24 protein-coding genes are annotated in these 25,322 nt (G+C 73.4%); 10 read left to right on the plus strand and 14 right to left on the minus strand.

Annotation, left to right across the window (positions count from 1 at the left end):
• The first annotated feature begins 6 nt into the window (after positions 1-6).
• Positions 7-819 carry an AfsR/SARP family transcriptional regulator gene (locus BA175_RS08670; RefSeq protein ID WP_069170714.1) on the plus strand — a complete coding sequence of 271 codons (813 nt, stop codon included), beginning with the start codon at positions 7-9 and terminating at the stop codon, positions 817-819.
• 270 nt (positions 820-1,089) lie between these two features.
• Here BA175_RS08670 and BA175_RS08675 read toward each other — a convergent pair whose 3' ends face one another.
• The 3 genes from BA175_RS08675 to BA175_RS08685 are packed head-to-tail and all read right to left on the minus strand — an operon-like array spanning position 1,090 to position 3,094.
• Positions 1,090-1,842, minus strand: coding sequence for an SDR family NAD(P)-dependent oxidoreductase (locus BA175_RS08675; protein WP_069170715.1), 753 nt, complete (start codon positions 1,840-1,842; stop codon positions 1,090-1,092).
• Positions 1,839-2,822: a 3-oxoacyl-ACP synthase III family protein gene (locus BA175_RS08680; protein ID WP_069170716.1), complete on the minus strand. Its 984-nt coding sequence runs from the start codon at positions 2,820-2,822 to the stop codon at positions 1,839-1,841. The genes BA175_RS08675 and BA175_RS08680 overlap by 4 nt, the downstream gene beginning before the upstream one ends.
• Positions 2,823-2,833: 11 nt before the next feature.
• Positions 2,834-3,094, minus strand: a complete 261-nt coding sequence (locus BA175_RS08685) for a hypothetical protein (protein WP_069170717.1) — start codon at positions 3,092-3,094, stop codon at positions 2,834-2,836.
• 207 nt (positions 3,095-3,301) lie between these two features.
• Between BA175_RS08685 and BA175_RS08690 the strand changes: the two genes are divergently transcribed.
• From BA175_RS08690 to BA175_RS08715, 6 genes are all read left to right on the plus strand, one after another.
• Positions 3,302-4,186, plus strand: a complete 885-nt coding sequence (locus BA175_RS08690; protein ID WP_069170718.1) for a class I SAM-dependent methyltransferase — start codon at positions 3,302-3,304, stop codon at positions 4,184-4,186.
• 5 nt (positions 4,187-4,191) lie between these two features.
• Entirely contained in the window at positions 4,192-5,703 is a 1,512-nt protein-coding gene (locus BA175_RS08695) for a flavin-containing monooxygenase (RefSeq protein ID WP_069170719.1), read from the plus strand.
• A gap of 47 nt (positions 5,704-5,750) precedes the next feature.
• Positions 5,751-7,259 (plus strand): FAD-binding protein, encoded by a 1,509-nt coding sequence (locus BA175_RS08700; RefSeq protein ID WP_069170720.1) that lies wholly within the window; start codon positions 5,751-5,753, stop codon positions 7,257-7,259.
• Positions 7,260-7,330: 71 nt separating this feature from the next.
• Positions 7,331-7,834 (plus strand): SRPBCC family protein, encoded by a 504-nt coding sequence (locus tag BA175_RS30495; protein WP_069170721.1) that lies wholly within the window; start codon positions 7,331-7,333, stop codon positions 7,832-7,834.
• Positions 7,831-8,724: an alpha/beta fold hydrolase gene (locus tag BA175_RS08710; protein ID WP_069170722.1), complete on the plus strand. Its 894-nt coding sequence runs from the start codon at positions 7,831-7,833 to the stop codon at positions 8,722-8,724. Before BA175_RS30495 ends, BA175_RS08710 begins: the two co-directional genes overlap by 4 nt.
• Before the next feature lie 163 nt (positions 8,725-8,887).
• On the plus strand, positions 8,888-9,676 hold the full coding sequence (locus BA175_RS08715; RefSeq protein ID WP_069172014.1) for a 4'-phosphopantetheinyl transferase family protein: 789 nt from the start codon (positions 8,888-8,890) through the stop codon (positions 9,674-9,676).
• Here BA175_RS08715 and BA175_RS08720 read toward each other — a convergent pair.
• The 5 genes from BA175_RS08720 to BA175_RS08740 form a co-directional block, all read right to left on the minus strand.
• Positions 9,666-10,661, minus strand: a complete 996-nt coding sequence (locus BA175_RS08720) for an AraC family transcriptional regulator (RefSeq protein WP_069170723.1) — start codon at positions 10,659-10,661, stop codon at positions 9,666-9,668. The two genes, BA175_RS08715 and BA175_RS08720, sit on opposite strands and share 11 nt — an antisense overlap.
• A 220-nt stretch (positions 10,662-10,881) precedes the next feature.
• On the minus strand, positions 10,882-11,409 hold the full coding sequence (locus tag BA175_RS08725) for an anthrone oxygenase family protein (protein ID WP_069170724.1): 528 nt from the start codon (positions 11,407-11,409) through the stop codon (positions 10,882-10,884).
• A gap of 63 nt (positions 11,410-11,472) precedes the next feature.
• Entirely contained in the window at positions 11,473-12,108 is a 636-nt protein-coding gene (locus BA175_RS08730) for a hemerythrin domain-containing protein (RefSeq protein ID WP_069170725.1), read from the minus strand.
• 144 nt (positions 12,109-12,252) lie between these two features.
• The gene (locus BA175_RS08735; RefSeq protein WP_069170726.1) at positions 12,253-13,080 is read right to left on the minus strand and encodes an NmrA family NAD(P)-binding protein; all 828 of its coding nucleotides are present in this window, start codon (positions 13,078-13,080) and stop codon (positions 12,253-12,255) included.
• A gap of 142 nt (positions 13,081-13,222) precedes the next feature.
• Entirely contained in the window at positions 13,223-13,687 is a 465-nt protein-coding gene (locus BA175_RS08740; protein WP_069172015.1) for a DUF1772 domain-containing protein, read from the minus strand.
• Between the two features lie 250 nt (positions 13,688-13,937).
• On the opposite strand from BA175_RS08740, the gene BA175_RS08745 reads away from it, so the two are divergent.
• Complete coding sequence (locus BA175_RS08745) at positions 13,938-15,314, plus strand: PIG-L family deacetylase (protein WP_069170727.1); 1,377 nt, start codon at positions 13,938-13,940, stop codon at positions 15,312-15,314.
• Between the two features lie 58 nt (positions 15,315-15,372).
• On the opposite strand, the gene BA175_RS08750 is transcribed toward BA175_RS08745, so the two are convergent.
• Positions 15,373-16,029, minus strand: coding sequence for a hypothetical protein (locus BA175_RS08750; protein WP_069170728.1), 657 nt, complete (start codon positions 16,027-16,029; stop codon positions 15,373-15,375).
• 165 nt (positions 16,030-16,194) lie between these two features.
• Positions 16,195-18,000: a phosphatidylglycerol lysyltransferase domain-containing protein gene (locus tag BA175_RS08755; RefSeq protein ID WP_069170729.1), complete on the minus strand. Its 1,806-nt coding sequence runs from the start codon at positions 17,998-18,000 to the stop codon at positions 16,195-16,197.
• A gap of 92 nt (positions 18,001-18,092) precedes the next feature.
• On the opposite strand from BA175_RS08755, the gene BA175_RS08760 reads away from it, so the two are divergent.
• Entirely contained in the window at positions 18,093-18,953 is an 861-nt protein-coding gene (locus BA175_RS08760) for a hypothetical protein (RefSeq protein ID WP_069172016.1), read from the plus strand.
• A gap of 62 nt (positions 18,954-19,015) precedes the next feature.
• Here BA175_RS08760 and BA175_RS08765 read toward each other — a convergent pair whose 3' ends face one another.
• The 4 genes from BA175_RS08765 to BA175_RS08780 all read right to left on the minus strand — a co-directional run bounded on the left by BA175_RS08765 (position 19,016) and on the right by BA175_RS08780 (position 24,250).
• A complete protein-coding gene (locus BA175_RS08765; protein ID WP_069170730.1) occupies positions 19,016-19,690 on the minus strand; it encodes a formylglycine-generating enzyme family protein in 675 nt (224 codons plus the stop codon).
• 185 nt (positions 19,691-19,875) lie between these two features.
• Positions 19,876-20,835: a D-2-hydroxyacid dehydrogenase family protein gene (locus tag BA175_RS08770; protein WP_069170731.1), complete on the minus strand. Its 960-nt coding sequence runs from the start codon at positions 20,833-20,835 to the stop codon at positions 19,876-19,878.
• Between the two features lie 48 nt (positions 20,836-20,883).
• Positions 20,884-21,516 carry a nuclease-related domain-containing protein gene (locus BA175_RS31690; protein WP_254667880.1) on the minus strand — a complete coding sequence of 211 codons (633 nt, stop codon included), beginning with the start codon at positions 21,514-21,516 and terminating at the stop codon, positions 20,884-20,886.
• Positions 21,517-23,071: 1,555 nt separating this feature from the next.
• Positions 23,072-24,250, minus strand: coding sequence for a non-homologous end joining protein Ku (locus BA175_RS08780; protein ID WP_069170733.1), 1,179 nt, complete (start codon positions 24,248-24,250; stop codon positions 23,072-23,074).
• A gap of 59 nt (positions 24,251-24,309) precedes the next feature.
• Between BA175_RS08780 and ligD the strand changes: the two genes are divergently transcribed.
• Positions 24,310-25,203, plus strand: coding sequence for a non-homologous end-joining DNA ligase (gene ligD / locus BA175_RS08785; protein WP_069170734.1), 894 nt, complete (start codon positions 24,310-24,312; stop codon positions 25,201-25,203).
• Positions 25,204-25,322: the final 119 nt, after the last annotated feature.

Genomic DNA, 25,322 nt, shown 5'->3' on the forward strand with positions numbered 1-25,322 from the left:
TCAGCCGTGCTCATCAGGCTTGTCGGCCTTGTGTCCATCGAACACGACAGAGAGGCCCCCAGGGTCCTCTCCAGTCACCAGGCTCAGATCGCTCTCGCCCGGCTCTGCGTCGAGCGCCCCTCCGGCACCTGCCGTGAGCAGCTCGCCGACACGATCTGGCCGAACGGGCTGCCGAGCACCTGGGCCTCCGCCCTCCGCAGTGTCGTCAGCCGCCTGCGGGCGCTGTTGGCCGAGGGAAGCGTCCCGCCCTGTGAACCGCCCCTGGTCGCCCGCGGGGGGCGCTACCTGCTCCGCCTTCCGCAGGACGCCCAGGTGGATGTGGACCGCGCGGAGAGCGCCGCGGTCAGCGCGGCCGCGGCGTACCGCGCAGGTGACCACAGCGGCGCGCAACGACTGGCCACCACAGCCGTCTCCCTGCTGCGCGGGCCCTTTCTCGCCTCCCACGAGGGCGAGTGGGTCGACTCCGTCCGCGCCCGCCTGAAGGAGGTCCGCGTCTCCGCGCTGGAGACCGCGAGCAGTTCCTCCTCCGCACTCGGCGACACGCACCACGCCCTGCGGTACGCGGAGGAGGCGGTGCGCCAGGCGCCGTTCAGGGAGAGCGCCTACCGGTGCCAGATGACGGCGCACCGGCTGGCCGGCAACAGGGCCGAGGCCCTGCGGATATACCAGCAGTTACGGGTCGTGCTCACCGAGGAGCTGGGCATCGACCCGAGCCCGGAGAGCGAGGCCGCGTATCTGGGGCTGCTGGACAGCCCCCGGCTGGTCCCCTCGTCCGTCCGGATGTCCCGGGGGGCGGTGCCCTCGCGGCCGCGGAGCTGACGGTCCAGGGCGGCCGGGGCCTCTGCTTTGGTCCCCCCGGTGTACTCGCGGTTCGGCCGCGGGGCGCTCACCGAACGACGCGAGCCGGGGCACGGGCCCCGGCTCGCGAGCTTTTCCCGGCCCCGGCACCTACCCCGGCCGGCCCGCCGTCCCCCTCCTGGTCGCGGATCCGTACGGCCCCGGCCGGGCGGGCAGCCCGGAAGGGCACGACGTCCGTGAGGGACGCGCGCGTGCGTCCCTCACAGATGCCGTGCCCTTCCGGGCCTCTCCTCACATGACGGAGACACCGCTGTCGATGCTGACCACCTGACCGGTCATGCAGTCCTGGTCGAGGAAGAGCGAGACGCTGCGGGCGACTTCCTCCACCGTGACGAACCGCGGTACCGGCGCCCTGCGGGCCATGTCCTCCATGATCCTCTCCGGCAGGTTCTCCGTCATGCCCGTGATCATGAACCCCGGTGACAGCGCGTTCACCGTGACCCCGCGCCGGCCGCACTCGGCCGCCAGCGTCCGGGTCATCCCCACCACCCCCGCCTTGGAGGCGGAGTACGCCGTCTGGCCCGCGGTGGCGATCAGGCCCGAGGGCGAGACGATGTTGAGGACGCGGCCCCAGCGCTGCCGCAGCATGTGCGGCAGCGCCACCCTGCTGGTGTGGAACGCCCCGAGCAGGTTGGTGCGGATGACCTCGTGCCAGTCGTCCGGGGACTGCATCGCCATCAGGCCGTCCCGGCGGATCGCTCCGTTGTTGACGACGACGTCGATCGGCCCGAGGGACTCCTCCACGCGCCGGTACAGCTCCTGGGTCTCCTCCCACGACCCCACGTCGGCGCCGACGACGACGGAGTCGTGCGTCAGCTTCTCCCGCACGGCCTCGGCCTGGCCGGCCGCGCTGCGGTAATGGACGGCCACCCGGCAGCCCAGCGCGTCGAGTTCGACCGCCAGGGCCTGCCCGAGTCCGCCCGAGGCGCCGGTCACCAGGGCGACCGGCGCCTCGGGACGCCGGCCCGCTCCCTGCCCGCTCACGTCGTACCTCCCCAGCGCAGCAGCACCGAACCCCAGGTCATCCCCGCCCCGAAGCCGGCCAGCAGCACGAGCTGCCCCGGCCGGATCCGCCCGGCCTCCAGCGCCTCGGTGAGCGCCAGCGGGATGGAGGCCGAGGCGGTGTTCCCGTACCGCTCCAGGTTGGTGACCAGGGACTCCGGCCTCAGGCCGGTGTGGTGGAGGACGGAGTCGATGATGCGGATGTTCGCCTGGTGCGGGACGACGTGGTCCACCTCGGCCGGGGCGACCTTGGCGCTCTCCAGGGTCTCCCGCACCGTGCGGACCGTGTAGCGGACGGCGTTGAGGTAGATCTCGTTGCCCTTGATCCGGGCGTAGTGGAGCCCCTGGGCGACCGTCTCCGCCGTGGTGGGCATCCGGCTGCCGCCCGCGGGCACCTTCAGCGCGTCCGCGCAGGAGCCGTCCGCGCCGAGGTTCCATGCCAGCACGGGGTCCTCCGGGCCCGGTACGAGGACCACCGCGGCCGCCCCGTCACCCACCAGGATGGACAGGTCGCGGTCGGCCGGGTTGGCGGTCAGGGTGTGCGTGTCGGACCCGATCAGCAGGATCGGCCGGCGGTCCATGCGCAGCAGGCCCATGGCTGTGACCAGGCCGTACACGAAGCCCGCGCACTCGGAGTTGACGTCCATCGCCCCGCCGCCGATACCCAGCTCGTGGTGGACGAAGGCGGAGGTGGCGGGCGAGGGCTGTTCGGGGGTGGCCGTGGCCACGATCAGATGCGCTATGTCTCCACCGGTCAGCCCCGCCTTGTCCAGCGCCGCGCGGCCCGCCTCGACGGCCAGGGAGGCGGTGGTCTGGCCGGGGTCGACCGCGCGCCGCTCACGGATGCCGCAACGGCTGACGACCCAGTGCTCGTCGACCCCGAAGCGGTCCGCCAGTTCGGCGCTGGTGATGACGCGTTCGGGCAGGGCCTTCCCCCAGCCCGTGATGTCGAATCCACTCATGTGACGCGCCCTCAGCGCTCGGCCGGCTGGGGGGTCAGGTCCAGCAGCCTGGCGTGTACGTCCCGCATGGTCGTGGTGTCGTCCAGGTCCGCGAACAGGGACTCGTCGGCGGGGATGTCGGGGTGCTGGTTCTGGAAGTTGTAGAGCCACTCCATCAGGTCCAGCGAGTCCACATCCGCGATGTGCTGGATCGGCGCGTCGGGTGTCACCTCGGTGGCCCCCGAGACGACGGCGAGCTGCTGCGCGAGTTCCTCGACGGTCGGCAGTGCCATGATTGTTCCTCTCTGAACGCGACGGACGGTCCTCTGTCCGCATGGAAGCCGTTCCTCGCAATCCCGCCGCAACAAGGCGGTCACACGCTGCTGTTGCGGTCGGATTGCGCCGATCCGGTTGGCTCACTCCCCAGCACGGTTCAGACGGCCGGACAGCCGGACAGCCCGAGGGCGCCCGGCGGCCGAAGCTGCGAGGAGAGGGCGAGGATGGCGACGATTGCCTCCCACACCGCGGAGCCGGAGGTGGACGCAGTCCGCCACCACTACGAGGTGGGAAACGAGTTCTACCGCCTGCTGCTGGGGCCCAGCATGATGTACAGCGGGGGCTACTGGGAGCGTGGCGAGGGCCTGGTCGAGGCCCTGGACGTCGCGCAGGTACGAAAGCTCGACGTGTTCGCCGGCCTGGCCCACGCGGCCGGGAAGGACCGGGTGCTGGACATCGGATGCGGCTGGGGCACCCTCGTCGACCGCCTGACGACCGAGCACGGCGTACGGGAAGCGGTCGGCCTCACCCTGAGCCGTACCCAGGCCGCGTACGTCGCGGGTCTCGGCAACCCCGCCGTGACCACCCGGGTCGAGAGCTGGTCGGAGCACCACGCCCCGGGCGCCTACGACGCCGCCTTCTGCGTCAACGCCCTGGAGCACTTCGTCCCCTCCAGCCTCCCACCGAAGGAGCGGACCAAGCGTTACCGCTTCTTCTTCCAGCAGGTGCACGAGGCGCTGGTGCCCGACGGCCGGTTCGTGCTGCACACGATGACCGCGGAGGCCCAGCCGATCGGCCGGCGGATCCTGGCGGACCTGAAGTTCCTCCAGCGTTCCGAGTTCGCCGGGATGCACATCCCGCACCTGCACGAGCTGACGGCCGCCGCCGAGGGGCTGTTCGAGGTCGTGGAACTGGTCAACGAGCGCGAGGCGTTCGCCCAGGCCTGCCGCGCCTGGCTGGCCCGGCTCGCCGAGCGGCGCGAGGAGGCCGTCGCCCTGGAGAGCGAGGAGGTGGTGGCCCGCTTCGAGCGCTACCTGGACATCTTCGCGTACACCCTGGAGGACCGCTTCTTCAACAACTTCCGGCTCACGCTGGCCCGCAAGGGGTGACGGGAATGACTCAGGCACCTCCGGACCCCGCGCGCGACCTGCGGGTGGCGGTGATCGGCAGCGGCTTCTCGGGGCTGGGGACCGCGATCAGGCTCGTGCAGCAGGGCATCGACGACTTCCTCGTCTTCGAGCGGGCCGACGAGGTCGGCGGCACCTGGCGGGACAACACCTACCCGGGCTGCGCGTGCGACGTGATGTCACACCTGTACTCCTTCTCCTTCGCGCCGAACCCCCGGTGGAAGAGCACCTTCGGCAAGCAGCAGGAGCTCTTCGACTACCTGCGCGACTGCGCCGACCAGTTCGGCGTGCGCTCCCGCATCCGCTTCCGGCACGAGCTCACCGAGGCGCGCTGGGACGACCTGTACAAGCGGTGGCGGATCTCGACCACGGGCGGCGACTACACCGCCCGGGTGCTCGTCACGGGCACCGGATACCTCAGCGAGCCGGCCATTCCCGACATCCCGGGTCTCGCCGACTTCCAGGGGGAGGTCTTCCACTCGGCCCGCTGGCGCCACGACCTGGACCTGACCGGCCGCCGGACGGCCGTGATCGGCACCGGTGCCTCGGCCATCCAGTTCGTCCCGGCCATCCAGCCGAAGGTCGGCCACCTCGACCTCTACCAGCGCACCCCGCCCTGGATCGGGCCGAAGAAGGACAAGGCCACCAGCGCCCTGCAGACCAGGCTGCTGACCTCCGTGCCCGGTTACCAGCGCTTCCGGCGGAACTTCAACATGTGGGGCCGGGAGATCCTCGCCTTCGTGATGGCACGCCCCGCCGTCGCCGCGAAGATGCAGAAGATGGCCTCCGACCACCTCCGCAAGAGCGTGCCGGACGAGCGGTTGCGCGCGGCGCTCACGCCCGACTACGTGATGGCCTGCAAGCGCCTGCTCTTCTCCGACACGTACTACCCGGCGATCCAGCAGCCCAACGTGGAGCTGGTCACCGACGGCATCGCCAAGGTCACGGCCGACGCGGTGGTCACGGCCGACGGCCGGGAGCGCCCGGTGGACACGATCATCCTCGGGACGGGTTTCGAGGCCGTCCGGCGGCCGGTCGCGGAGCGGCTGTTCGGGCGGGAGGGCGTCAGTCTCGCGGACACGTGGAGCGAGGGCATGAGCGCCCTGCGCGGGACCGGCGTCTCCGGCTTCCCCAACCTCTTCATGCTGCTCGGCCCCAACACCACGCTGGGCCACTCCTCACAGGTGATCATGATCGAGGCGCAGATCGCCTACCTCCTCGACGCCCTGAAGACGATGGACGAGCGCGGGCTGGCCGGCGTGGAAGTACTGCCGGAGGCTCAGCGGGCCTACAACGAGCGGCTCGCCGAGCGGCTGGAGGGCACCGTGTGGAACGCGGGCAACTGCCGCAGCTGGTACCTCGACGAGCACGGCCGCAACCCGTCCATCTGGCCGACGTACACCTGGCGCTTCCGCCGGGCCACCAGCCGCTTCGATCCCGCGGAGCACCTGCTGACCACCAGCGAGGACCTGCGCGCCTCGGTGCCCGCCGCTTCCTGACCACCGCACCGCGTACCCGCGACCGACGAGACACGGAGTACTTCCCGATGAACCTGCACTCCCCCTCCAGAAGAGCGGTCCTCGGCACGGTGGGCGCCGCCGCCACGGTGATCGGCTGGAACGCCACCACCGGAAGCTGGGCCTCGGCCGCCGACGCCTCCAGCCGTCCCGGTGACCGCGTCGTGTCCGTACCGGCCCTCGACGGCACCCTCACCACCGACACCTCCCAGTTCGGCTCGTACGCCCACGACTTCGGCCGTCTGGTCACCGGAACGGTTCCCCGGGCGGTGCTCACCCCCGGGTCGGTCCAGGACATCAGCAAGATGATCTGCTACGCGCGTGCCAACAGGCTGAAGATCGCCGTCAACGGCCGCAGCGGCACCGGCGGGGACCTGGAGTCCCACTCCTGCTACGGCCAGGCCGCCGTCACCGGAGGCATCGCGGTGAACGCCCGGGGCATGGCGCGCATCCTGTCCACCGGCTCCGACTCCGTCACCGTCGAGGCCGGCGCGACCTGGGCGGAGATCACCGACCACCTGCTGTCCCGGGGCCGTACGCTGCCCGCCCTGCCCGACTACCTGCCGCTCTCCGTCGGCGGCACCCTGAGCGTCGGCGGCATCGGCCTGACCATGGGCACCCAGGGCCTGATCGCCGACACCGTCACGTCGATGGTCGTGGTGACCGGCACGGGCGAGGTGGTCACCACGTCGCGGACCCGGCGTCCCGAGCTCTTCCGCACCGCCCTGGCGGGCGGCGGGCAGGTCGGCATCATCGTGCGGGTGACGCTGCGGACGGTACCGGCCGCCGAACGCGCCACGGTCTTCAGCCTGTTCTACGCCGACGTCGCCTCCTTCATGCGGGACTCCGAGACCCTGCTGGCGGACCGCCGCTTCCAGATGCAGGGCGGTGAGATGGTCCGGCGCCCGGACGACTCCGGCTGGCGCTACAAGATCGAGGCGATCGCCACGTACTCGGGCGGACGGGTCCCCGACCACGCGCGGCTCCTCTCGGGCCTGAACGACCTGCGCGCCGAGGCGCACACCGAGGACTACACGCTGCGCGAATACCTGTTCCGCCTCGACGGCTTCGAGGCCTACCTCAAGGACGCCGGGCACTGGGACCAGCCCAAGCCGTGGCTGAGCCTGTTCCTGCCGCGCTCCTCCGCCGCGAGCTTCCTGAGCCTGGTGGAGAGCCAGTTGACCCAGGACAGCCTGGGCGGCGGCGTCCTGCTGAGCTACCCCTACCTCACCGGCAACGTCACCGCCCCCATGGCCGTCCAGCCGAACGACCGGGTGGGCTACCTCTTCGACCTGCTCCGCTTCCCGAACCCGGGCACGAGCAACGCCGGCATCGACGCCATGGTGCAGCAGAACCGGTGGCTGTACGACCGGGCGGTCGCGATGGGTGCCAAGCGCTACCTCGTGGGCGCGGTGCCGAACATGACCACCGCCGACTGGCGCCGCCACTTCGGCACCGCCTACCCGGTGCTGTGCGACGCCAAGCAGCGCTTCGATCCCGGCAACGTCCTCACCCCCGGTCAGGGCTTCTTCGGCTGACCGAGCACGGCCCCGGGGCCGCTCCCGCGGGAGCGGCCCGTCCCCGTTGAACCCGTGAGGAGGAGAAGCAGGTGAAGAACTACGACCTCGTCGACGAGGTGTTGCTCGCCGCCGGCCCGGACGCGGTCTGGGAGGCGCTGGTACGCGAGCTCTCCGGCGGAGCCGAGTGGTGGGTGCCGGACAACACCTTCGAGCCCGTGGACGGCGCCCCGGACCGGGTGGGCGCGTCGACCCGGATCACCGTCCACACCAAGGGCGTGGACAAGGGGGGCAAGAAGATCCGCTTCACCGCGCGCACGACCGCCGTCGAGCCGGGCCGGCGCCTCGCCCTGGGGTACGTCGAGGGGGCTTTCCGCGGCACCGCGGAGTTCACCCTCAGCCCGCTCGCCGACGGCGGCAGCCGGCTCGTCATGGTCTTCCGGGCCCGGCCCCAGGGCGGGCTCGCCGTGCTGGCCCGGCTCGTGGACATCGGCGCGCAGCACACCCGCGCCACCCGCGCGGCCTTCGCCCGGCTCAACCGTCTGCTGGCCCGGGAGACATCCCCCTCGGCCCCGGCCTCCGGACGGTCCCGGTGACCCGGCCCGCGCCCCTCCCGCCCCCCGGTGAGACGTTCCTGCGGACGCGGGACGGGGCCCGGCTGGCCGTCTCCGTCCTGGAGCCGCTGGAGCGGAGCTCCGTGGACCGGCCCGTGGTGGTCCTCACCCACGGCTGGGGCGGAGGCCGCCGGATCTGGAGTCCGGTGACCGACCGGCTGCTGCGGCGCGGCTTCCCGGTCCTCGTCCACGACCTGCGCGGGCACGGCGCCTCCACCGTGGGCACCTCGGGGGTGACCGCCGAGGCGATGCGCACCGACCTCGAGGCGGTCGTCCGGTACGCGGGAGGCGCGCCCCTCCTGGTCGGGCACTCCGGCGGCGGATTCGCGGCACTCGCCCTCTCGGCGGCGCCCGGGCCAGGGACCCACCCGGTGGGCCTCGTCCTGGTGGCCTCGGCCGCGTACGACCAGGACACGCCGGAGAAGGAGGCCCGGATGATGGAGGCGCCGCTGTTCTCCTGGGCCCTGCGCCGGCCCGCCCTCGGGCGGGCCCTGCTGGGCCAGATGACGGGTACGGCGCTGTCCCCCCGGCTCCGCGAGGTCAACCGGCAGGTGTTCGCGGGGACCGCGCCGGCGGTGCGGGCGGCGTGCTTCCGCTCCTCCCGGGGGATGGATCTGCGGGCCTCGCTCGCCGGCGTCCGGCTGCCCGCCGCGGTCCTCGCGGGCGACGCGGACCGGATCGTCCGGCCCGAGCTGGGACGTGAGCTGGCCTCCGTCCTGCCGGACGCCGAGTTCACGTCGCTCCCCGGGGCCGGGCACGTCCTGCCGCTCGAGAGCCCCGACGCGGTGGCCGACGCGGTCACCCGGACCTCCGTCCGCACCGGTGGGCACGGCCTCGACGCCGAGGGCGTGAGGGGGGCGGGCACCCGGTGAGCGGGGCGCGGCCCCGGCCGGTCACCACCGCCCGCTGCGGAGCTCGGCCCGTACCGAGGACGACCGGGTGGCGCCCGCGGTCCGGCCGGCCGGGGGCCGCCCGGCACGGTACGCCGCCCCGCGTCCCGGCCGGGACGCCGCGCGCCGCACGGACGGGCGTCCGGTGATCGAGCGGCTGGTACCCGAAGGGGTGGCCCGGGCCGAGGCCTTCGACGACGTGCTGCCCCGCCTCCCCGACCCCAGGGAACTCGCGCTCCTGCGGGGGCGGCCGGAACGGGTCGTCCGTCAGTTCGCCGCCGCGCGCGCCTGCGCCCACCGCTGTCTGGACGCGCTCGGCGCCCCGCCCGGCCCGTTGCTGCGTACGGCGGACGGCGGCCCGGCCTGGCCGGCCGGGGTCGTCGGCAGCGTCACCCACTGCGCGGGGTACCGGGGGGCGGTGGCGGCGCGCGCCGAGGTGTGGGCCGCCCTGGGGGTGGACGCCGAACCCGCCCTCCCCCTGCCGCCCGGTGTCCTCGGCCTCGTGGCGTCCGGACGCGAGCGCCGGATGGTGGCCCGGCTCACCGCGGAACGCCCCGGCATCCCCTGGGACCGGCTGCTGTTCAGCGCGAAGGAGGCCGTCTACAAAGCCTGGCACCCGGCCACCCGCCGCTGGATCGGCACCCGCGCCGTCGAGGTCACGTTCACGGCCGGGGGCCTGCTGACGGCCGCGGTCAGGCCGGACCGTACCCCGCCGCCCGGGGCGCGGCACCGGTGGAGGGAGGGCTCCCCGGCGTCCGGGGTCACCGGGACGTGGGAGAGTGGCGGGGTCGCGGCCCGGTACTCCGGCCGCTGGTGCGCGGAGGACGGCCTGCTCGTCACCGCGGTGGCCGTGCCGGCCACCGCTCCGCACCCGGAACCACCGGCCGGCGTCCGGGGCCCGGGGCCCCGGTGGGCGGCGCGCCTCAGCGCCTGAGGACCACCGTCCGCCCGTCGGATCCCGTGGCCAGGGTCTCCGCCGCGGGCCGCCGGCCCCGCCGGTACTCCTGGGGGCTGACGCCCCGTTCGCGCTTGAACGCGGCGCTCAGCGCGAACGGCCCCGAATACCCCACCTGGTCGGCGATGTTGGCGACCGACAGGTCGGGGTCGCGCAGCAGGTCGGAGGCGAGCGTCAGCCGCCACCCGGTGAGGTAGGACATCGGCGGCTCACCGACGAGTTCGGTGAAGTGCCGGGCCAGCTTCGCCCGGGAGACCCCGACGGACGAGGCGAGCGACGCGACCGTCCACGGCTCGCTGGGCCGTTCGTGCATCAGCCCCAGCGCGCGGCCCACCACGGGGTCGCTCTGCGCGCGGAACCAGAGCGGCGCGCCGGTGCCCGGCTCCATGAGCCAGGAGCGCACCACGTTGATGAGCAGAAGATCGAGCAGCCGGTCGAGGAACACCTCCTGCCCGATGTCCTCCTCCTCCATCTCGGCTGCCAGCATGCCGATCAGCGGGGTCCGCGCGGCCGAGGCGGGCTGCACCAGCAGCGCCGGCAGACTGGCCAGCAGCCTGCGCCCGACCTCGTTGGGCGCCTGGTAGGTACCGCTCAGCATCACGGTCGACCCGGTGCGGTGCGGCTCGCCCCAGGTCCGCACCCCCAGCGACATCGTCTCGGTGACGTCCTCGCCGTCCGTGGTGTTGCAGCGCTGCTCGGGGGCGACGGTGACACCGGGGGGCGTCGCGGGATCGTCGACGAGCGTGTACGGCTCGGGGCCGCGCAGGACCGCGACGTCACCCGCCGCCAGTTTCACCGGCTCGGCACCCTCGCGGAGCACCCACGCCGACCCGTGCAGCAGGGTGACGAGCGACAGGGGGGCGCGGTCCTCGACCCGTAGTCCCCACGGGGGGTTGAACACCGACTTCAGGAGGAAGGCGCCCCGCGCCTTGGGGCTTCCCAGCAGGCCGCTGAGGGCATCCACAACCGTCACCTCGCACCGTCTCGCGATCCTGGTCCCCCGGGCCGTCCCCGCACCGGCCGCGCCCCGCCCGCCCGGCGGAGCGCGCCACGGGGCGGCCCGGCTGCCGGAGGGACGTGCGAAGCCGGCCGGGAGACGCCCGCAGGAGTCTCCGGCCCGGCGCTCATTGCCGTACCACGGTCTGTCAACGTCTTCCGCCCCCGTGCCCCGTCGCCGCTCCCGGTCATCCCACCGGGGCAGTCGTCCGCCGCCTGGCCGCGTCGCCGAGCAGGGCGAACGCACTCAGGCAGGCAACTGTACGGACCGCGTTGGCCAGCCGCCAGGGCTTCTCGTACGCCTTCCTGGCGGTCGCCAGCGCCGCCGGGGACCCGCCGGTCGCGTCACGCAGCCGGCGGTTCAGGGGCAGGCTCACGCCGACCGTGACCACGACGCTGAGGCCGTAGAGCACGGTCGCCGCACGGGCCCGCCGGGCGGCGTGGCTCCGCCCGGCCCGGCCGAGCCTGCGGGCGGCGACACCGGCGGCCACGAACACCCCGAGGAAGAGCGTCCCGAACGAGGCGTCGTCGTCCAGGGCGTCGTTGGCCCGGCTCATCGCGGCGACGAACCTCTCGTCCTCCCGGCGCGCCAGGACGGGCATCACACCGATGTCGAAGGCGAGGTACAGACCGGCCATCAGACCGGTGCCGAGGGTGGCCGCGACGAGCACCGGATCCGGCCGGGGGCCCGCGGGCAGGACGGGGTCAGGGCTCATGGTGTTCCTCCGGTCGCTTCGGTGGGGCGGGTGCGCGGCCCGTCGGGTTGGTTTGACGGACCGTCACCTGGGTTCCAGGATTCCGGCCAGCGAGCGGCGGTAGGCGCCCCCCAGCAGGGTGCGTCCCATCAGCCGCACCGGGCCGGGCATCAGCCCGTCCGGCACCGGAAGCCCGTCCAGCAGCCACGGCGGCAGGACGCGCTTGACCCGGAAGGGCGCCGCCGCGAGGACACGTCGCTCCAGGGCCGCGAAGACACCGGCCGGCACGCGGGCGAAGACGGGGAAGGTCAGCTCCTCCTCCTCACGCAGGTGCCGGTGCAGGACGGTGTCGAAGGTGTCGACGGCCGCCCCGACCAGCTCGGCGCGCCCCTCCTCCAGTACGCGGGTCACCCGGAGCATGGAGTCGTCCAGCGCCACGTGGTCCTGCACCATCCGGTGGGACCCGACGGCGATCTCCGGCGCGTGCTCGATCAGGCCCGGCCACAGGATGTCGTCCTCCGTGCGGTGGTGCCAGTCGACGATGGCCCGGAACTGTCCCCACCACTGCGTGACCTGGGGAAGACCGGAGGAGGTCAGAAGCGGTGCCGCGACCACCAGTCGGCGGGAGTCGCGTCGCAGCGCGAGGTGCGTCTGCGCGAATCCGCGAAGGTGGCGGGGCAACGCCTCCACACCCCTGCCTCCCCACACCAGCCCGTCCATCGCGTGCCTCTCTTCTCTGGGCTGCCCCGGCGATACCGCAGCAGGGACGCCTCGCTAGGTCTGTCTGTGCTCTACGCGGGTCGGTGCGGTGGTCCGCCGGCCCGGGTCCCGGGCCGGCGGACCACCTCTGTCGGACGCCGGTGCTCAGGCGTCCCAGACGCCGGTGGCGGCGGCTTCCTTGGCGAAGTCCGCGAAGTCCTTGGGCTCCCGGCCGATCGCTTCCCGGACGCCGTGCACGACGCTGGCGTTGCGGCCGTCGACGATCAGGGTGAAGAGGTCCGCGAACTCCTCCGGCTCACCGAGCTCCCGCAGCGCCGCCCGGTAGTCGTCGATGCTGACGGGGATGTAGGTGATGGTCCGGCCGGTCGCCGCCGACAGCTCGCGGGCCACGTCGTAGAAGCTCAGCAGCCGCTGCCCGGACAGCTCGTACGTCCTGCCGATGTGCCGGTCGTCGGTGAGGGCGGCGACCACCACGTCGGCGATGTCGTCGGCGTCCACGAACGGCTCGACACCGTCGCCGGTGGGCAGCGCCAGCTCACCGGCGCGTACGGGGTCGAGGAAGAAGCTCTCGCTGAAGTTCTGGTTGAACCAGTTGGCCCGGACGACGGTCCAGTCGCAGCCGGACGCCTTGAGGGCGTCCTCGCTCGCGACCGCACCCTCCTCGCCCCGGCCGGAGAGCAGGACCAGGCGGCGGACACCCCGCTCGACGGCGAAGGCGGCGAAGCGCTCGACCGCCTCCTTGGCCCCGGGGAACGCGAGGTCCGGGTAGTAGGTGACGTAGGCGGCCGAGGCTCCGTCGAGGGCAGCCTCCCAGGTGCTCTCGTCCTCCCAGACGAAGGGCGGCTCGCCGGTGCGCGAGCCGACCCGTACCGGGCGGCCGAGCCCCCGCAGGTTCTCCACGACGCGGCGTCCGGTCTTGCCGGTGCCGCCGATGACGAGGATGGGTGCTGTGTTCTCCACGTGAGTGCTCATGAATTCATTAAAGTCTCCGCACCACAGACGGTGAATAGCTCACCAGCTCAGTTTCATACGCGATCGTCTCGAATCGCGGGCGCGAGACGTAGGTGCAGGCTTCGCCTCCTCCCGGCGTGCCCCCGCCCGGTCCCGGGGCGGATCATCGGGTGAGGGCCACAGCCACCAGAACGAACGCCGCGACGGCGAACAGGGTCCGGGCCACGTGCAGGGCGTTCCATCGCCCCTCGAACGCCGCCCGCGCTCCCCGCGCGTCGCTCCCGCCGCGCGAGGCCTCCAGCGCGTTGTTGAGGGGGACGTTGCCGCCCGAGGTGATCAGGTGCCCCACCAGCGCGCAGACGGCGGCGGCTCCCACGAGAGCCGTGCCCGCGCCGTCACGCGCCTCCGGTGCCACGAAGAAGGAGACGGCGGGGAAGGCCGGCGAGCCGAGGAACAGCAGAAGAAAGAGCGGACCGGGGACCGTACGGTTCACCGTCCGCATGACCAGGGTGAACGTGGCGTCGTCCACCTTCTTCAGGGCGGGCATGACGCCCGACAGGAAGGCGAGCATGTATCCGGCGTACAGCCCCGTGCACACCAGGGCGAGGATCTCGAGAGCTTCCGACATGCCGATCATCATCGCCGCTCCGGGCCACTCTCCGCAGGGCCGGTTTCGGACGCACCCCGACCTGGCCCGTATCCCCCCGGCCAGGGGCGGGAACGCGCGGCCGGCGCCCGCCGGTCACCCGTTCGGCCGCGCCGGACGGCCCCGTGCACATGGTGCGGCGACACCCGGGGCACATACGCGTCGGACCGGACCGGCGGCACGGGGAACCGGCGTCCGGCCGGCCCGAGTCGAACGGTGAGGAGTGTGACGGGTGGCGAAGGACACGACTGGGTCCCGCGGGGCGCGCCACGGCCGCCGATGGCCCCGTGCGGCACTCGTCGCCCTGTGCGGGGCCCTGGTCTTCGCACCGTCGGCCGACACGTCACCGGCCTCCCCCGGTACGGCGTCCAGGGCGGGAGGACCGGATTCCGCGGGCCACGCCGGGGACACCGGGGAAGCCGGCTGCCGCAGGACCCTGGTCGGAGTCGCCCACGAGGACGACGACCTCCTCTTCACCAGTCCCCGAGTGGCGCGGCTCGTGGAGCGGGGGTGCCCCGTACAGGTGGTCTACCTGACGGCCGGCAACGAAGGACACCCGGTCGGCACCGGCAGTTACGCCGCCCGCCGCGAGGCGGGGGCGCAACAGGCGTACGCACGGCTCGCCCGGGTCACGGGGAGGTGGACGCCCGACCCCCTGCGGGTGGGACGGGAACGGATCCCGTCCGTGCGTCTGCGCACCGGCGGCGGGGAAATCCGCCTGACCTTCTTCCGGCTGCCGGACGGGTTTCCGCGCGGCGGCGGCGCACCCGGCAGCCACGAGAGCCTTCTGCGCCTGTTCCGGGGCGAGATCACCGCCATCCGCGCCCTGGACTCCTCCCGCAGGTACGACGAGGATCGCCTCATCGCCGCACTGGTGGCGGTCGTGGAGCAGTGGCGGACCGACGACGTCCTGACGCTCGACCACGACTACGTGAGGTTCGGCGGTCCGCGGGTGAAGGGCGCGGACCACAGCGACCACGGTATCTCCGCGCGGTACTTCCGCAGGGCCGCCTACGCCTCACGGGTCGGACCACCCGTCACCCCGTACCTGGGCTACGGAATCTCCCTGCTGCCGGCCAACCTCGACGCCGGGCAGCGGACGGTCAAGAGCACCGGGCTGGTCGCCTACGCGGAGACGGCGCGCTGTACGCCGCTGCACTGCCCCCGCGCGGGCGCGATCATCCACACCTACCGGAGCTGGCTCGCCCGGGAGTACCCGCGCCGGCAGCACGCCCCCGCGCGCGGAGAGATCGTCTCGGACATCGGGAGAGCGCCTGCGCGCGGCACGACCGAACTCTGCCTGTCCGCCGACCGGGGCGGGTCACGGGTGAGTACCCGCCCGTGCGACGGATCCGCGGACCGCCGATGGGAGTTCGCGGCGGACGGAACCGTCCGGCCGGCCGGCTCCACCCGCTGCCTCACCGGTGGGCCCTACGTCGGCCTCGCCGCCTGCTCCGGCGCGGCGGAGCAGGTGTGGCGGCGGGACGGGCGCGGACGCGTGGAGACCGGCGGCCGCTGCCTGACCCAGGACGACATGGCCCGGGTCGCGCCCCGCCTGCACATGGGCGCCTGCTCCCCGTACCGTCCGGAGATCGTCTGGCGCTGGTGAGCCCGGCCGGGCCCGGGTCCGCGCCGCACAGCGGCCGGAGGCGCCGCCCGGCGCATCCCTACCTCCCGCGGTGCGGAAGGATCGCGTACATCGCCGACGCCGCCACGATCGCGACCAGGTGTTCCCTGCCCGCGAGATCGGGCTTGACCACCGCCTCACCGACCATGAGCGCCGTCACCAGGATTCCGGTGGCCCAGGCGCGGAAGCGCAGGCAGAGGTAGACGGCGAGACCGACGACGGCACCCGACGGGCCGGTGTCGACGATCCGGGCGTCGGCGGCCGGAAGCCCGAGTACGCCGCCCGGCCCGAGCGCGACACCGAGGCGGGCACAGAGGCTACCGGCCAGCGTGCAGACGTAGGCGACGAGCAGCGTCCGCCGTCGGCCCAGCGCGGTTTCGGCGATCCCGAAGACCACCAGCACCTGTACGAGCGCCCCCCACACCGGGAGGTCGGCGGCCGGCACGAACAGGGACAAGGGGGTGCGCGCCAGCGCGAGCCACCACGGATCCGCCGCCCGTACGAAGCCGATGTCCTCGACGAGTCCGGAGCCCCAGCCATGCCCCCGCCGGCCCTGTGCCAGCTGGAAGAAGACGATGAGGAGGAGAGCGGTGAGCGTCAGTGGAAACGCCCGACACCCCCGGCCGGCGGCCCCGGCCCGTACGGCCGCCCACAGCGGACCCCACTCCCGGCGTGCGAAGGCGGCTGCGTGTCTCACCCGGCGGTTCCCCCGGGGCCGCCGGGCGCGGGGCCCCCGGACGCGGCGTCCGGCCGGGCCGCGGCGGGCAGTGGCGGCGGGATGTCACGGCCGTCCGGCTGTGGGGGGCGCTCGGTGGTCACGGAGTCGGCCTGGCACCCCGGAGGCGGAGACACATCCACGTTCTCAGTCGTTCCGGCCTGCGTCCGAACGCCCCGGCTGCCGCCCGGCGCCTGTGCGTCCCCCGTACTGCCGGTCGAGCCGTCCCGGCAGTCCCGGTGCTTGCAGGAAGCCCTCGGCGCGTGCTGCGGCCACGGTGATGCGCAGCAGGTCGGCGCTCGAGCCGAAGAGCAGGAACCGCGGCTCCCAGATGGGCCGGTACTTGGCATTGGCCCGGTACAGGGACTCGATCTGCCACCAGCGGGAGAAGAAGCTCAGCAGGGAGCGCCACAGGCGCAGCACGGGACCCGCACCGAGCCTGGAGCCACGCTCGAAGACGGAGCGGAACATCGCGAAGTTCAGGGAGATCTGACGGACACCGAACGCATCCGCGTGTCCGATCAGCTCCAGCACCATGAACTCGAAGAGACCGTTCTCGGAGCGGCGGTCCCGGCGCATCAGGTCGAGGGACAGTCCGGTATCTCCCCAGGGGACGAAGTTGAGGAGCCCGCGCGGCCGCTCTCCGTCATGGCAGACCACCACCACGCAGCGGCCGTCCCGGGGATCGCCGAGGCGGCCCAGCGCCATGGAGAAACCGCGTTCGGTCTCCCCGTCGCGCCAGTCGTCGGCGAGCCGGGCCAACTCGGCCATCTCCTGGGACGGGATGTCCCGCTGCCGTCGGACCCGCACGCCGTAACCCGCGCGTCCGACGCGGTGGTATGCCTGGCGCACCCCCCGCATGGCACGGCCCTCGAGCGTGAAGTCCGCCAGGTCCACGATCGCTTCGTCGCCCAGTTCCAGGGCGTTCAGGCCGTGCCGGGCGTAGACCGTGCCGCCTTCCTCGCTCGCGCCGATCACGGCCGGGGTCCACCCGTGTTCCCGGGCCTGCAGGAGCCAGCGGTGGATCGCCCCCGGCCACGCCTCCGGGTCACCGATCGGATCACCGGACGCCAGTGACACCCCGCTCACCACCCGGTAGGCGACGGCGGCCTTGCCCGAGGGGGACCAGACGACGCTCTTGTCACGCCGCAGCGCGAAGTACCCGAGGGAGTCGCGTTCCCCGTGCCGCTCCAGCAACGCCCGCAGATGCCTCTCGTCCTCCTCCGTCATGGCGTCGACGGCCCGCCGGGAACGGAACGCCGCGTACAGGACGAGCAGGACGAGCACCGTGCCGAGGATGTTGATCAGCACATTGGTCCATGTGGGCGTGCTGATTCCCCCGAAGTGGATGTCGTCGTAGGCGAGGGAGACCATGCGGAGCGCGCCGTAGTGCCAACGCTGCAGGAAGGTGGTGTGCCCGGCCTCCGGGTCGGTGTTGGACGCCGTGACCAGGACGGCGGCGAGGAGGGAACACGCGAGGAAGCCTCCCGCCGCGACGAGGACCGCCAGACGCGGGTTGGACGGGTCGCCCTTCGCGTGGAACTCGCGCCGCCCGCCGAGCAGGGTGGCGACGAAGAGCGCGGTGAGGACCACCGAGACCCAGTTCTGGGCGTGCTGCCGGTAGACGGGCATCCCCATCGCCAGTACGCCCAGGACAAGGACGAGGCCGGCGAGCACGAGATTGAGGATCCACGCCGCCCGCTTGCGACGCCGCATGGTGACGGCCAGAAGGAGGGCGAGAGAGCCGGAGAAGAACCCCGCCGTGAGCAGATAGGGCGTGAGGAACTCGTCGTTGTTGTGCCGGCGGATCTCGTTGCCGAACGAGACCCAGACCGCGGCGAGGAAGTTGACCCAGGCGACGGCCCGCAGATACCAGACCGCCGACAGATAACACCGCCGCGACAGGCTTCCCCCACCACTGTCTCCACCCGGGCCCGGCCGGACACGCTCCATGGACGTGACGATAGAAGCAGAAGGAGCGGTATGCGCGCTCCGTGGCTTCATCGGTGAGTTGTCCCCTCTACAGTTCCCCTGTGCTCCTCGGGATGATCTGTGCTCTCGCCTCGGCGATCTGCTACGGAACGGCCTCCGCACTCCAGGCCCTCGCCGCACGCGCCGCCGAACCCGGCACCGGCTCCGCCCTGGACCCCGCCCTGCTGGCGCGCGCCCTGCGCCGGTGGCCTTATCTCGTCGGCCTCCTCCTCGACGGAACCGGGTTTCTTCTCCAGATCGTCGCGCTGCGGACCCTTCCGCTCTACGCGGTGAGTTCGGCGCTCGCCGCCAGCCTCGCCGTCACCGCGGTGGCCTCCGTCCGGCTGCTGGGCACCCGGCTGAGCAGGGCCCGGTGGGGCGCGGTGGCGACCGTCTGCTGCGGGCTGACGGTGATCGGCTTCGCTTCCGGTCCTGCGGGCAGGCGGGCCGCGCCGGGCGCCCTGGGCTGGGTGCTGCTGGCCACCATCGTGGTGATCCTCCTCAGCGGCGTACTGCTGGGCAGGCTCCCCGCCGGACCGCGCGCGCTGTCGCTGGGTCTCGGGGCCGGAGTGGGGTTCGGCACGGTACAGATCGCCGTCCGGCTCATCGACTCGCCCGCCCTGCCCGGACTGCTCACCGGGCCGGCGCTGTACGCCCTGCTGGCCGGTGGCGCGACCGGATTCCTCTTCCTCACCTCCGCGTTCCAGCGGGGTTCCGTCACGACGGCGACGGCGGGCATGGTGCTCGGAGAGACGATCGGCCCCGCTCTGGTGGGCGTGGTGTGGCTCGGCGACCGGCCTCGCCCGGGTCTGGAGTGGGCGGCGCTGGCGGGTTGTGCGGCGGCGGTGGCGGGGTCCGTGGCGCTCGCGCGCTTCGGCGAGCCGTCCGGGCAGGGCGCCGGGGGGACGACCGGCGGTACGCGGCGCGGCGGGTGAGGCGGGGCCGGGCCACCGAAGGCCGTGTGGTAGGCCGTCCGGGCAGGGCTGCCGGGCGGCTGTCAGAACGTGCCGGACGCCGCCGGGCGCACACTGCGGGCCGGCCGGAAGCCCAGGTCGTCGATGGCGAAGGTGGGGTGGCTGCGGCGGCGTACCGTGGCGCCGCAGCCGCGCTCCGACTCGGCCCAGCCGCCGCCGCGGAAGATGCGGTACGAGCCGTAGACCTCCTCGTCGTAGAGGTCCCAGCACCACTCCCAGACGTTGCCCAGCATGTCGTACAGCCCCCACGCGTTGGGTGCCTTGGCGCCGACACCGTGGGCCCGGCCGTCCGCGTTCCCGTCGTACCAGGCGATGTCGTCGATCGCGCCGTACCGGTAGCCGGCCGTGCCCGCCCGGCAGGCGTACTGCCACTCCGCCTCGGTGGGCAGGCGGTAACCGTCCGAGCCACGGTCCCAGACCACCTGACCGGTCGCGGGGTCGTGGGAGTACGCGGGGGGCAGTGCGGCCGCCGCCGACATCCGGTTGCAGAGTTCGACGGCGTCGTGCCAGCTGATGTTCGTGAGGGGCACGGCATCGGCCGGAGTGGGGTCCGCCGGGGTACCCGTCGCCGTGAGCGCGCCGTACAGGCCGGCCGTCACGGGGTACCGGCCGAGCCGGAAGGCGGCGACGTCCGTCTGCCAGCGGGTGCCGCGACGGTCGTCACGGAGATCGACGGTGCCGGCGGGGATGTCGGCCATGGGCGGATGCACGGGTCGGGCCTCTCTGTCCGCAGCGGTCCTCGTGCCGCCGTCCCCGCACCCTACGAGGAACGGCCTACTCGGCGTCCCCGAACGGCCGTTACCGACATGTGCCGTTCACATACGGCACCGGGCCCGGACGTGCACGGCCTCTGCCGCGGGCCGCGTCCGGGCGGATCTCCGCGTCAGCCGAGCAGCCGTACGGGTGCGCCGTCGAGATACGCCCGGATGTCCTGCACGGCGTGCGTGTAGTAGGTGGCGTAGTTGGCCCGGGTGACGTAGCCCAGGTGCGGAGTCGCCAGCAGCCGCGGTGCGGTGCGCATCGGATGGCCGGCCGGGAGCGGTTCCACGTCGAACACGTCGACGCCCGCGCCCGCGATAACGCCCCGGGTGAGAGCGTCGAGCAGCGCGTCCTGGTCGACGATCGCCGCCCGCGACGTGTTGACGAGGAAGGCGGTCGGCCGCATCAGGGCCAGCTCCGCCGGACCGATCAGGCCCCGCGTACGGTCGCCGAGCACGAGGTGGACGGAGACGAAGTCGCTGCTCTCCAGCAGGGCCTCCTTCGACGGGGCGAGACCCACCCCGACCTCGTCGGCCCGTTCCCGGGTCAGGTGGTGGCTCCAGGCCACCACGTCCATGCCGAACGCCCGGCCCACGGCGGCGACCCGGCCGCCGATCTTCCCCAGCCCGAGCAGTCCCAGCCGCCGGCCGTGCAGATCGGCACCGACGGTGGACTGCCACGGCCCGTTCCCGCGCATCGCTCCGGCCTCGGTCACGAGACCACGGGCCAGGGCCAGCAGCAGCGCCCAGGTGAGTTCGACGGGCGGCGTCGCCGTACTGGCAGTCCCGCAGACGGTGACCCCGTGCCGCCGGGCCGCCGCGTGGTCGATGACGGAGTTCCGCATGCCGGAGGCGACGAGCAGCCGCAGGCGGGGCAGCCGCTCGAAGAGCCCCGCCGGGAACGCGACCCGCTCCCGGAGCGTCACGACGATGTCGAAGTCCGCCAGGAGTGAGGCGAGTTCGTCCTCGCCGGTGCAGTGCTCCGTGAAGCTCACGACCTCGACGTCCGCGGTGACCGGCGACCAGTCGGCGACGGTGGTGGCGACGGACTGGAAGTCGTCGAGCACGGCACAGCGCAGTCTCATGAGGCTTCTCCCTGGGCGGCACGGAAATCCACCGGCCCTGCCCGGGGTTCACCCGCCCGCCCAGGCCTCCCGGTTCCGCGCGACATCGTAGACCTTCTCCACCTGGGTGGGGGTGAGTACGCCGGTCAGCGGGGCCAGCGCGGACACCTGACGGTCCCGGAGGACGCGGACGCCGGGCGGGGTGACGACGACCTCGAGTCCGGCGACGCCGACGAAGACCAGCACGGTCTCGACGGGTACGGGGAAGGAGCAGTGGGTCTCCAGCACCGTCCGGGCGGCCGCGGCCCCGGGGCGGCCGTCGAGTGCGTACGGCCGGGGGGCGTCGTCGTCGGTCCGCAGGGTGCCGTCCTCGATCCGTACGCGGGCCTGCGGGTGGTGTTCGGTGTACACGGCGAACACGCCGCCGGGCCCGATGAGGAGGTGGCCGAGTTCCGTGCCGTCCGGCAGGGGCACCGAGTGCAGGACCCGCCAGCCGTGCCGGGTCAGCCGTTTCAGCTCGGCGCCGGAGCGTCGCTCTCCCGCCAGCGCGGTCCGGCGGGGATCCCCGTCCTTGTGGCGGCGCAGGGCGCCGGTGGCGGCCCGCACGAGGGCTCCGGTCCCTGCCCCGTCCAGTTGCGCCCGCAGCGCGGCGCCGGGACGCCGGGACGCCAGGTCGCTCGCGGGCGTGAGCGCGGGCAGCACGGGCCGGGGGGTCCGCACCGGTGGCGGACCCGGCGCGGGAGCGGACGGCCGCTGCTGAGCGGGGCCCGGGACGGCTGCGGGTGCGAGCGGTCGGCGGGGAGGGATCTCCGGGGCGACCGCGGGGGCGGGTGCCCGGTCCGGGGTGGGGCCCGTGCTGGGTTCCGGGGCGGGTGCCCGGTCCGGGGCGGCTGCGGGCCCGCGGTCGTGGCCGGATTCCGGAGCCGGGGATGCGGCCGCGGATGTCCCGGCCTGGCGGCGCGGCGCCGGGGCCTGGGCGGGTTCAGGGATGTGGTGCGGCGACGCGGCCCGCGCGGGTCCAGGGACCCTGCTCGGTACGGGAGGAGGTCCGGACGCCGGACGCCGGGGCGGTCCCGGGGGCGAGGCCGGCGCAGGCTCCCGGCGCGACACCGGTGCCCGGACCGACGGGGGCACCGGCGCACGGTCCTGCCGCGGGCGCAGGACGGTCTCCGGGACCGCAGCGGGGCGCGGCTGCGGGACCCGGCCGCGCTCCGCTGCGCCCGGACGCCCCCGCCCGCTCTCCGCTCCGTTCCCCGGTTCGTCCCCCGGCCTCCCGGGTTCGTCCCCGGGCCTGTCCAGGCCGCGCTTCCGCATCCGCCGTAGGGGCGGGATCCGGGGCGCTGCCGGCGGAGCCGGCGGCCCCTGGGGCGTCACCTCGCCGAGGGCGGGGATGCCCGGGACCTGGCGCGCGAGCGCGTCGGTGACGGCGTCACGGTAGCGGGGGTGCAGGACCGTGATCGTCCCGCTCCCCAGGTCCGCCCACCCGATCGCGGTGCCGTCCGGCAGGTTCACGTAGAGCCGGTCGTGCCCGAAGAGCTGCCATGACGTGACCTTGAGATCCTGCATCGTGCCCCTCCTGATAAGCCGTTCCGACGTCCCTGCCCCCAGCGTGTACAGCGGTCCGGCCACCGGACAGGGCGCAGAGCGGGCGCGCGGAGTCGGGGGCACGGCGTTCCGGAGCGGTCCGGGCACCGGTGTGCCCCGGACCGCTCCGGAACGCGGTCGGACCGGAGGGAGACCGAGCATCGGACGGGTGTCCATCATGGCCCGCACGTCGGCCCTGACCTCGGAAACGGTGCTTTCGTCACCTGTACGGGCGGCTTCTGCCACGAGATCGATCCACTGTGCGACGGCGCCTTCTCCCCGCCGGCGCGCTCCGGGACGCCAGGGCCGGGTCCCGGTACGGATGCCTGAGGGCCGGACGCCCGAGAGGACTTCCCCAACCGGGGAGCCGGACGGGCTCCGCGTGGCGCCGGGCCGGGCCGCCCCGGGAGAGGGTGAATCGGCACGGGGACAGGACGAGCCCCACCGCAGGCCGTGCGCGGAGCCGGACCCTCGGCAACGACGCACCGCACCGCCCGGGGCAAGGCGGGCCGACACCGAACGGGCCAGCCCCGCACGTCGACAGGACGAACCCCGGCGGAGGCCGTGCGCGAAGCCCGGCTCCCGGCAACGACGCACCGTACCGCCACGGGATTAGGCCAGGCCGGTACGGGGACACGGCGGGCCGCAGCGGGGGCCGTGCGCGGAGACGGGCTCAGGCCGAGGTGCGCTTCCTGGAGGAGGCGGTCGCCTTCTTCGCGGAGGAGCGGCTGCCGGAGGCGGCCTTCGTCCCGCCCGTCTCCTTCGCGGGGGCCTTCCTCCCGGGGCTCCTCCTGGCGGCCGTCTCCTTCGCCGGGGCCTTCTCCTCCGCGGTCCTGGCGGCCGGCTTACCCGTCGCGGCCTTCCTCGTCCCGGTCTTCTTCGCCGCGGTCTTCGCGGGGGCCCCCTTCCCGGCGGGCGCCGTCTTCCGGGGCGGCTTGTCGGCGCTCTTCTTCCCCGCCCCCTCCTTCCGCGCCTCCTTCCCCACCCCCTCCTTCCCGGCCGGGGACCCGGCCGCCGTCCTCTTCCGCGCCCCGCCGGAGGAGATGTGGTGAACGTCCGCGACGCCGCCCGCGCCCTGGGACTCCTCGGCCGCCCGCACGCTGTTCTCCAGCGCCGCCATGAGGTCGATGACCTTGCCCCCGCCCGCCCCCTCGTCCTCCTGGGGCTCCACGGCCTCCCCCGCGGCCTTCGCCGCGACGAGTTCCTCGACCGCCTCCCGGTAGTCGTCGTGGAGCGTGTCGAGATCCGCCTCCCCCAGGGTGTTCATCAGCGCGTCGGCCAGATCCAGTTCGGCGTCGCGCACCGTGACGCCGGAGTCCGGCGCGAGGCCCTCCGGGGCACGGATCTCGTCCGGCCACAGCAGCCCGTGCATCGCGATCACCTCGTCGGCCACCCGCAGCATGCCGAGCCGTTCCCGGCCGCGCAGCGCGTACTTCGCGACGGCCACCTTCCCGCTCCGTCTCAGGGCCTCGCGCAGGAGCGCGTACGGCTTGGCGGCCGGGACTCCGTTGGCCGAGAGGTAGTAGGCGGAGTCCAGTTGCAGCGGGTCGATCGCGGACGCGGGTACGAACCCCTCGATCTCGATCGTCTTGGCGGTGGGCAGCGGGAGCGAGGACAGATCCTCGTCGGTGACGGGCACCACGGTGCCGTCGGGCTCCTCGTACGCCTTGACGGTCTCCGACGCGGGCACCTGCTTCTCGTCGAGCTCGCAGACCTTGCGGTACCGGATCCGGCCGCCGTCGGCGAGATGGATCTGCCGGAAGGAGATCGAGTGGTTCTCGGTGGCATTCATCAGCTTGACCGGGATGCTGACCAGCCCGAACGAGATGGAGCCGTTCCAGATGGACCTCACCGCGCACCCCTTACGCCAGAAATCACCGTATACGCCAGATTTCATGTGATTCTTATCGTATGACGCCGATCACGGAGGTGGAGGGGCGGCGGCTGGCGCTCAGCAACCTCGACAAGGTGCTGTACCCGGCCACCGGAACCACCAAGGGCGAGGTCCTGCACTACTACGCCGCCACGGCGGCGGACGTGATGCTCCCGCATCTGCGCGACCGGCCGTTGTCGTTCCTGCGGTATCCGGACGGCCCGGACGGCCTCCGCTTCTTCACCAAGAATCCGCCGCCCGGTACACCCGACTGGGTGCGGACGGCCCCCGCGCCCCGCTCCGACGACCCCGGGGCCCGGCAGGTACTCGTCCAGGACCTGCCCTCGCTGATGTGGGCGGCCAACCTGGTCGTGGAGTTCCACACCCCCCAGTGGCGGCAGGAGACGCCCGCGGTCGCGGACCGGATGGTGTTCGACCTCGACCCCGGGGCGCCCGCGACGGTCGTCGAGTGCTGCGAGGTCGCCCTCTGGCTGCGGGAGCGGCTGGCCGAGGACGGGCTGACGGCGTACGGGAAGACCTCCGGCTCCAAGGGGCTGCATCTGCTCGTCCCCCTGGTACCCACCCCCTCCGAGGAGGTGACGGCGTACGCGAGGAGCCTGGCCGTCGAGGCGCAGAAGGCGCTGCCCGAGCTGGTCGTGCACCGGATGACGCGTGCGCTGCGCCCGGGGAAGGTGTTCGTCGATTTCAGCCAGAACGCCGCGGCCAAGACGACGGCGGCCCCGTACACCCTGCGCGCCAAGGACGGCCCGGCCGTCTCCGCGCCCGTCACCTGGGACGAGGTCGGGGCCTGCCGGACCCCCGCCGAACTGGTCTTCCTGGCCGGGGACATGGCGCGCAGGCTGGCACGGCACGGTGATCTGCTCGGCCCGCTGAACGATCCCGAGCAGGCACGGCGGCTGCCCGGCGGATGAGACCGGGCAGGAAGCGCACAGCCCCTCCACATCCACCCCTGCACAGGTCCGGGAAAGGCCACAAGTGGAGGGTGGATTTCGCCCGGCCGTGGTGCACACTCTGCGCAGGCGCTGCTTCG

The organism is Streptomyces griseus (genome assembly GCF_001715295.1).
Taxonomy (GTDB): Bacteria; Actinomycetota; Actinomycetes; order Streptomycetales; family Streptomycetaceae; genus Streptomyces; species Streptomyces griseus_G.

What these genes read in the sequence shown, in the direction of transcription:
- BA175_RS08680 (WP_069170716.1), bottom strand. Translation starts at nt 2,822, where the DNA reads ATGAGTGGATTCGACATCACGGGCTGGGGGAAGGCCCTGCCCGAACGC.
- BA175_RS08685 (WP_069170717.1), bottom strand. Translation starts at nt 3,094, where the DNA reads ATGGCACTGCCGACCGTCGAGGAACTCGCGCAGCAGCTCGCCGTCGTC.
- BA175_RS08690 (WP_069170718.1), top strand. Translation starts at nt 3,302, where the DNA reads ATGGCGACGATTGCCTCCCACACCGCGGAGCCGGAGGTGGACGCAGTC.
- BA175_RS08695 (WP_069170719.1), top strand. Translation starts at nt 4,192, where the DNA reads ATGACTCAGGCACCTCCGGACCCCGCGCGCGACCTGCGGGTGGCGGTG.
- BA175_RS08700 (WP_069170720.1), top strand. Translation starts at nt 5,751, where the DNA reads ATGAACCTGCACTCCCCCTCCAGAAGAGCGGTCCTCGGCACGGTGGGC.
- BA175_RS08725 (WP_069170724.1), bottom strand. Translation starts at nt 11,409, where the DNA reads ATGAGCCCTGACCCCGTCCTGCCCGCGGGCCCCCGGCCGGATCCGGTG.
- BA175_RS08730 (WP_069170725.1), bottom strand. Translation starts at nt 12,108, where the DNA reads ATGGACGGGCTGGTGTGGGGAGGCAGGGGTGTGGAGGCGTTGCCCCGC.
- BA175_RS08735 (WP_069170726.1), bottom strand. Translation starts at nt 13,080, where the DNA reads ATGAGCACTCACGTGGAGAACACAGCACCCATCCTCGTCATCGGCGGC.
- BA175_RS08740 (WP_069172015.1), bottom strand. Translation starts at nt 13,687, where the DNA reads ATGTCGGAAGCTCTCGAGATCCTCGCCCTGGTGTGCACGGGGCTGTAC.
- BA175_RS08755 (WP_069170729.1), bottom strand. Translation starts at nt 18,000, where the DNA reads ATGGAGCGTGTCCGGCCGGGCCCGGGTGGAGACAGTGGTGGGGGAAGC.
- BA175_RS08760 (WP_069172016.1), top strand. Translation starts at nt 18,093, where the DNA reads ATGATCTGTGCTCTCGCCTCGGCGATCTGCTACGGAACGGCCTCCGCA.
- BA175_RS08765 (WP_069170730.1), bottom strand. Translation starts at nt 19,690, where the DNA reads ATGGCCGACATCCCCGCCGGCACCGTCGATCTCCGTGACGACCGTCGC.
- BA175_RS08770 (WP_069170731.1), bottom strand. Translation starts at nt 20,835, where the DNA reads ATGAGACTGCGCTGTGCCGTGCTCGACGACTTCCAGTCCGTCGCCACC.
- ligD (WP_069170734.1), top strand. Translation starts at nt 24,310, where the DNA reads ATGACGCCGATCACGGAGGTGGAGGGGCGGCGGCTGGCGCTCAGCAAC.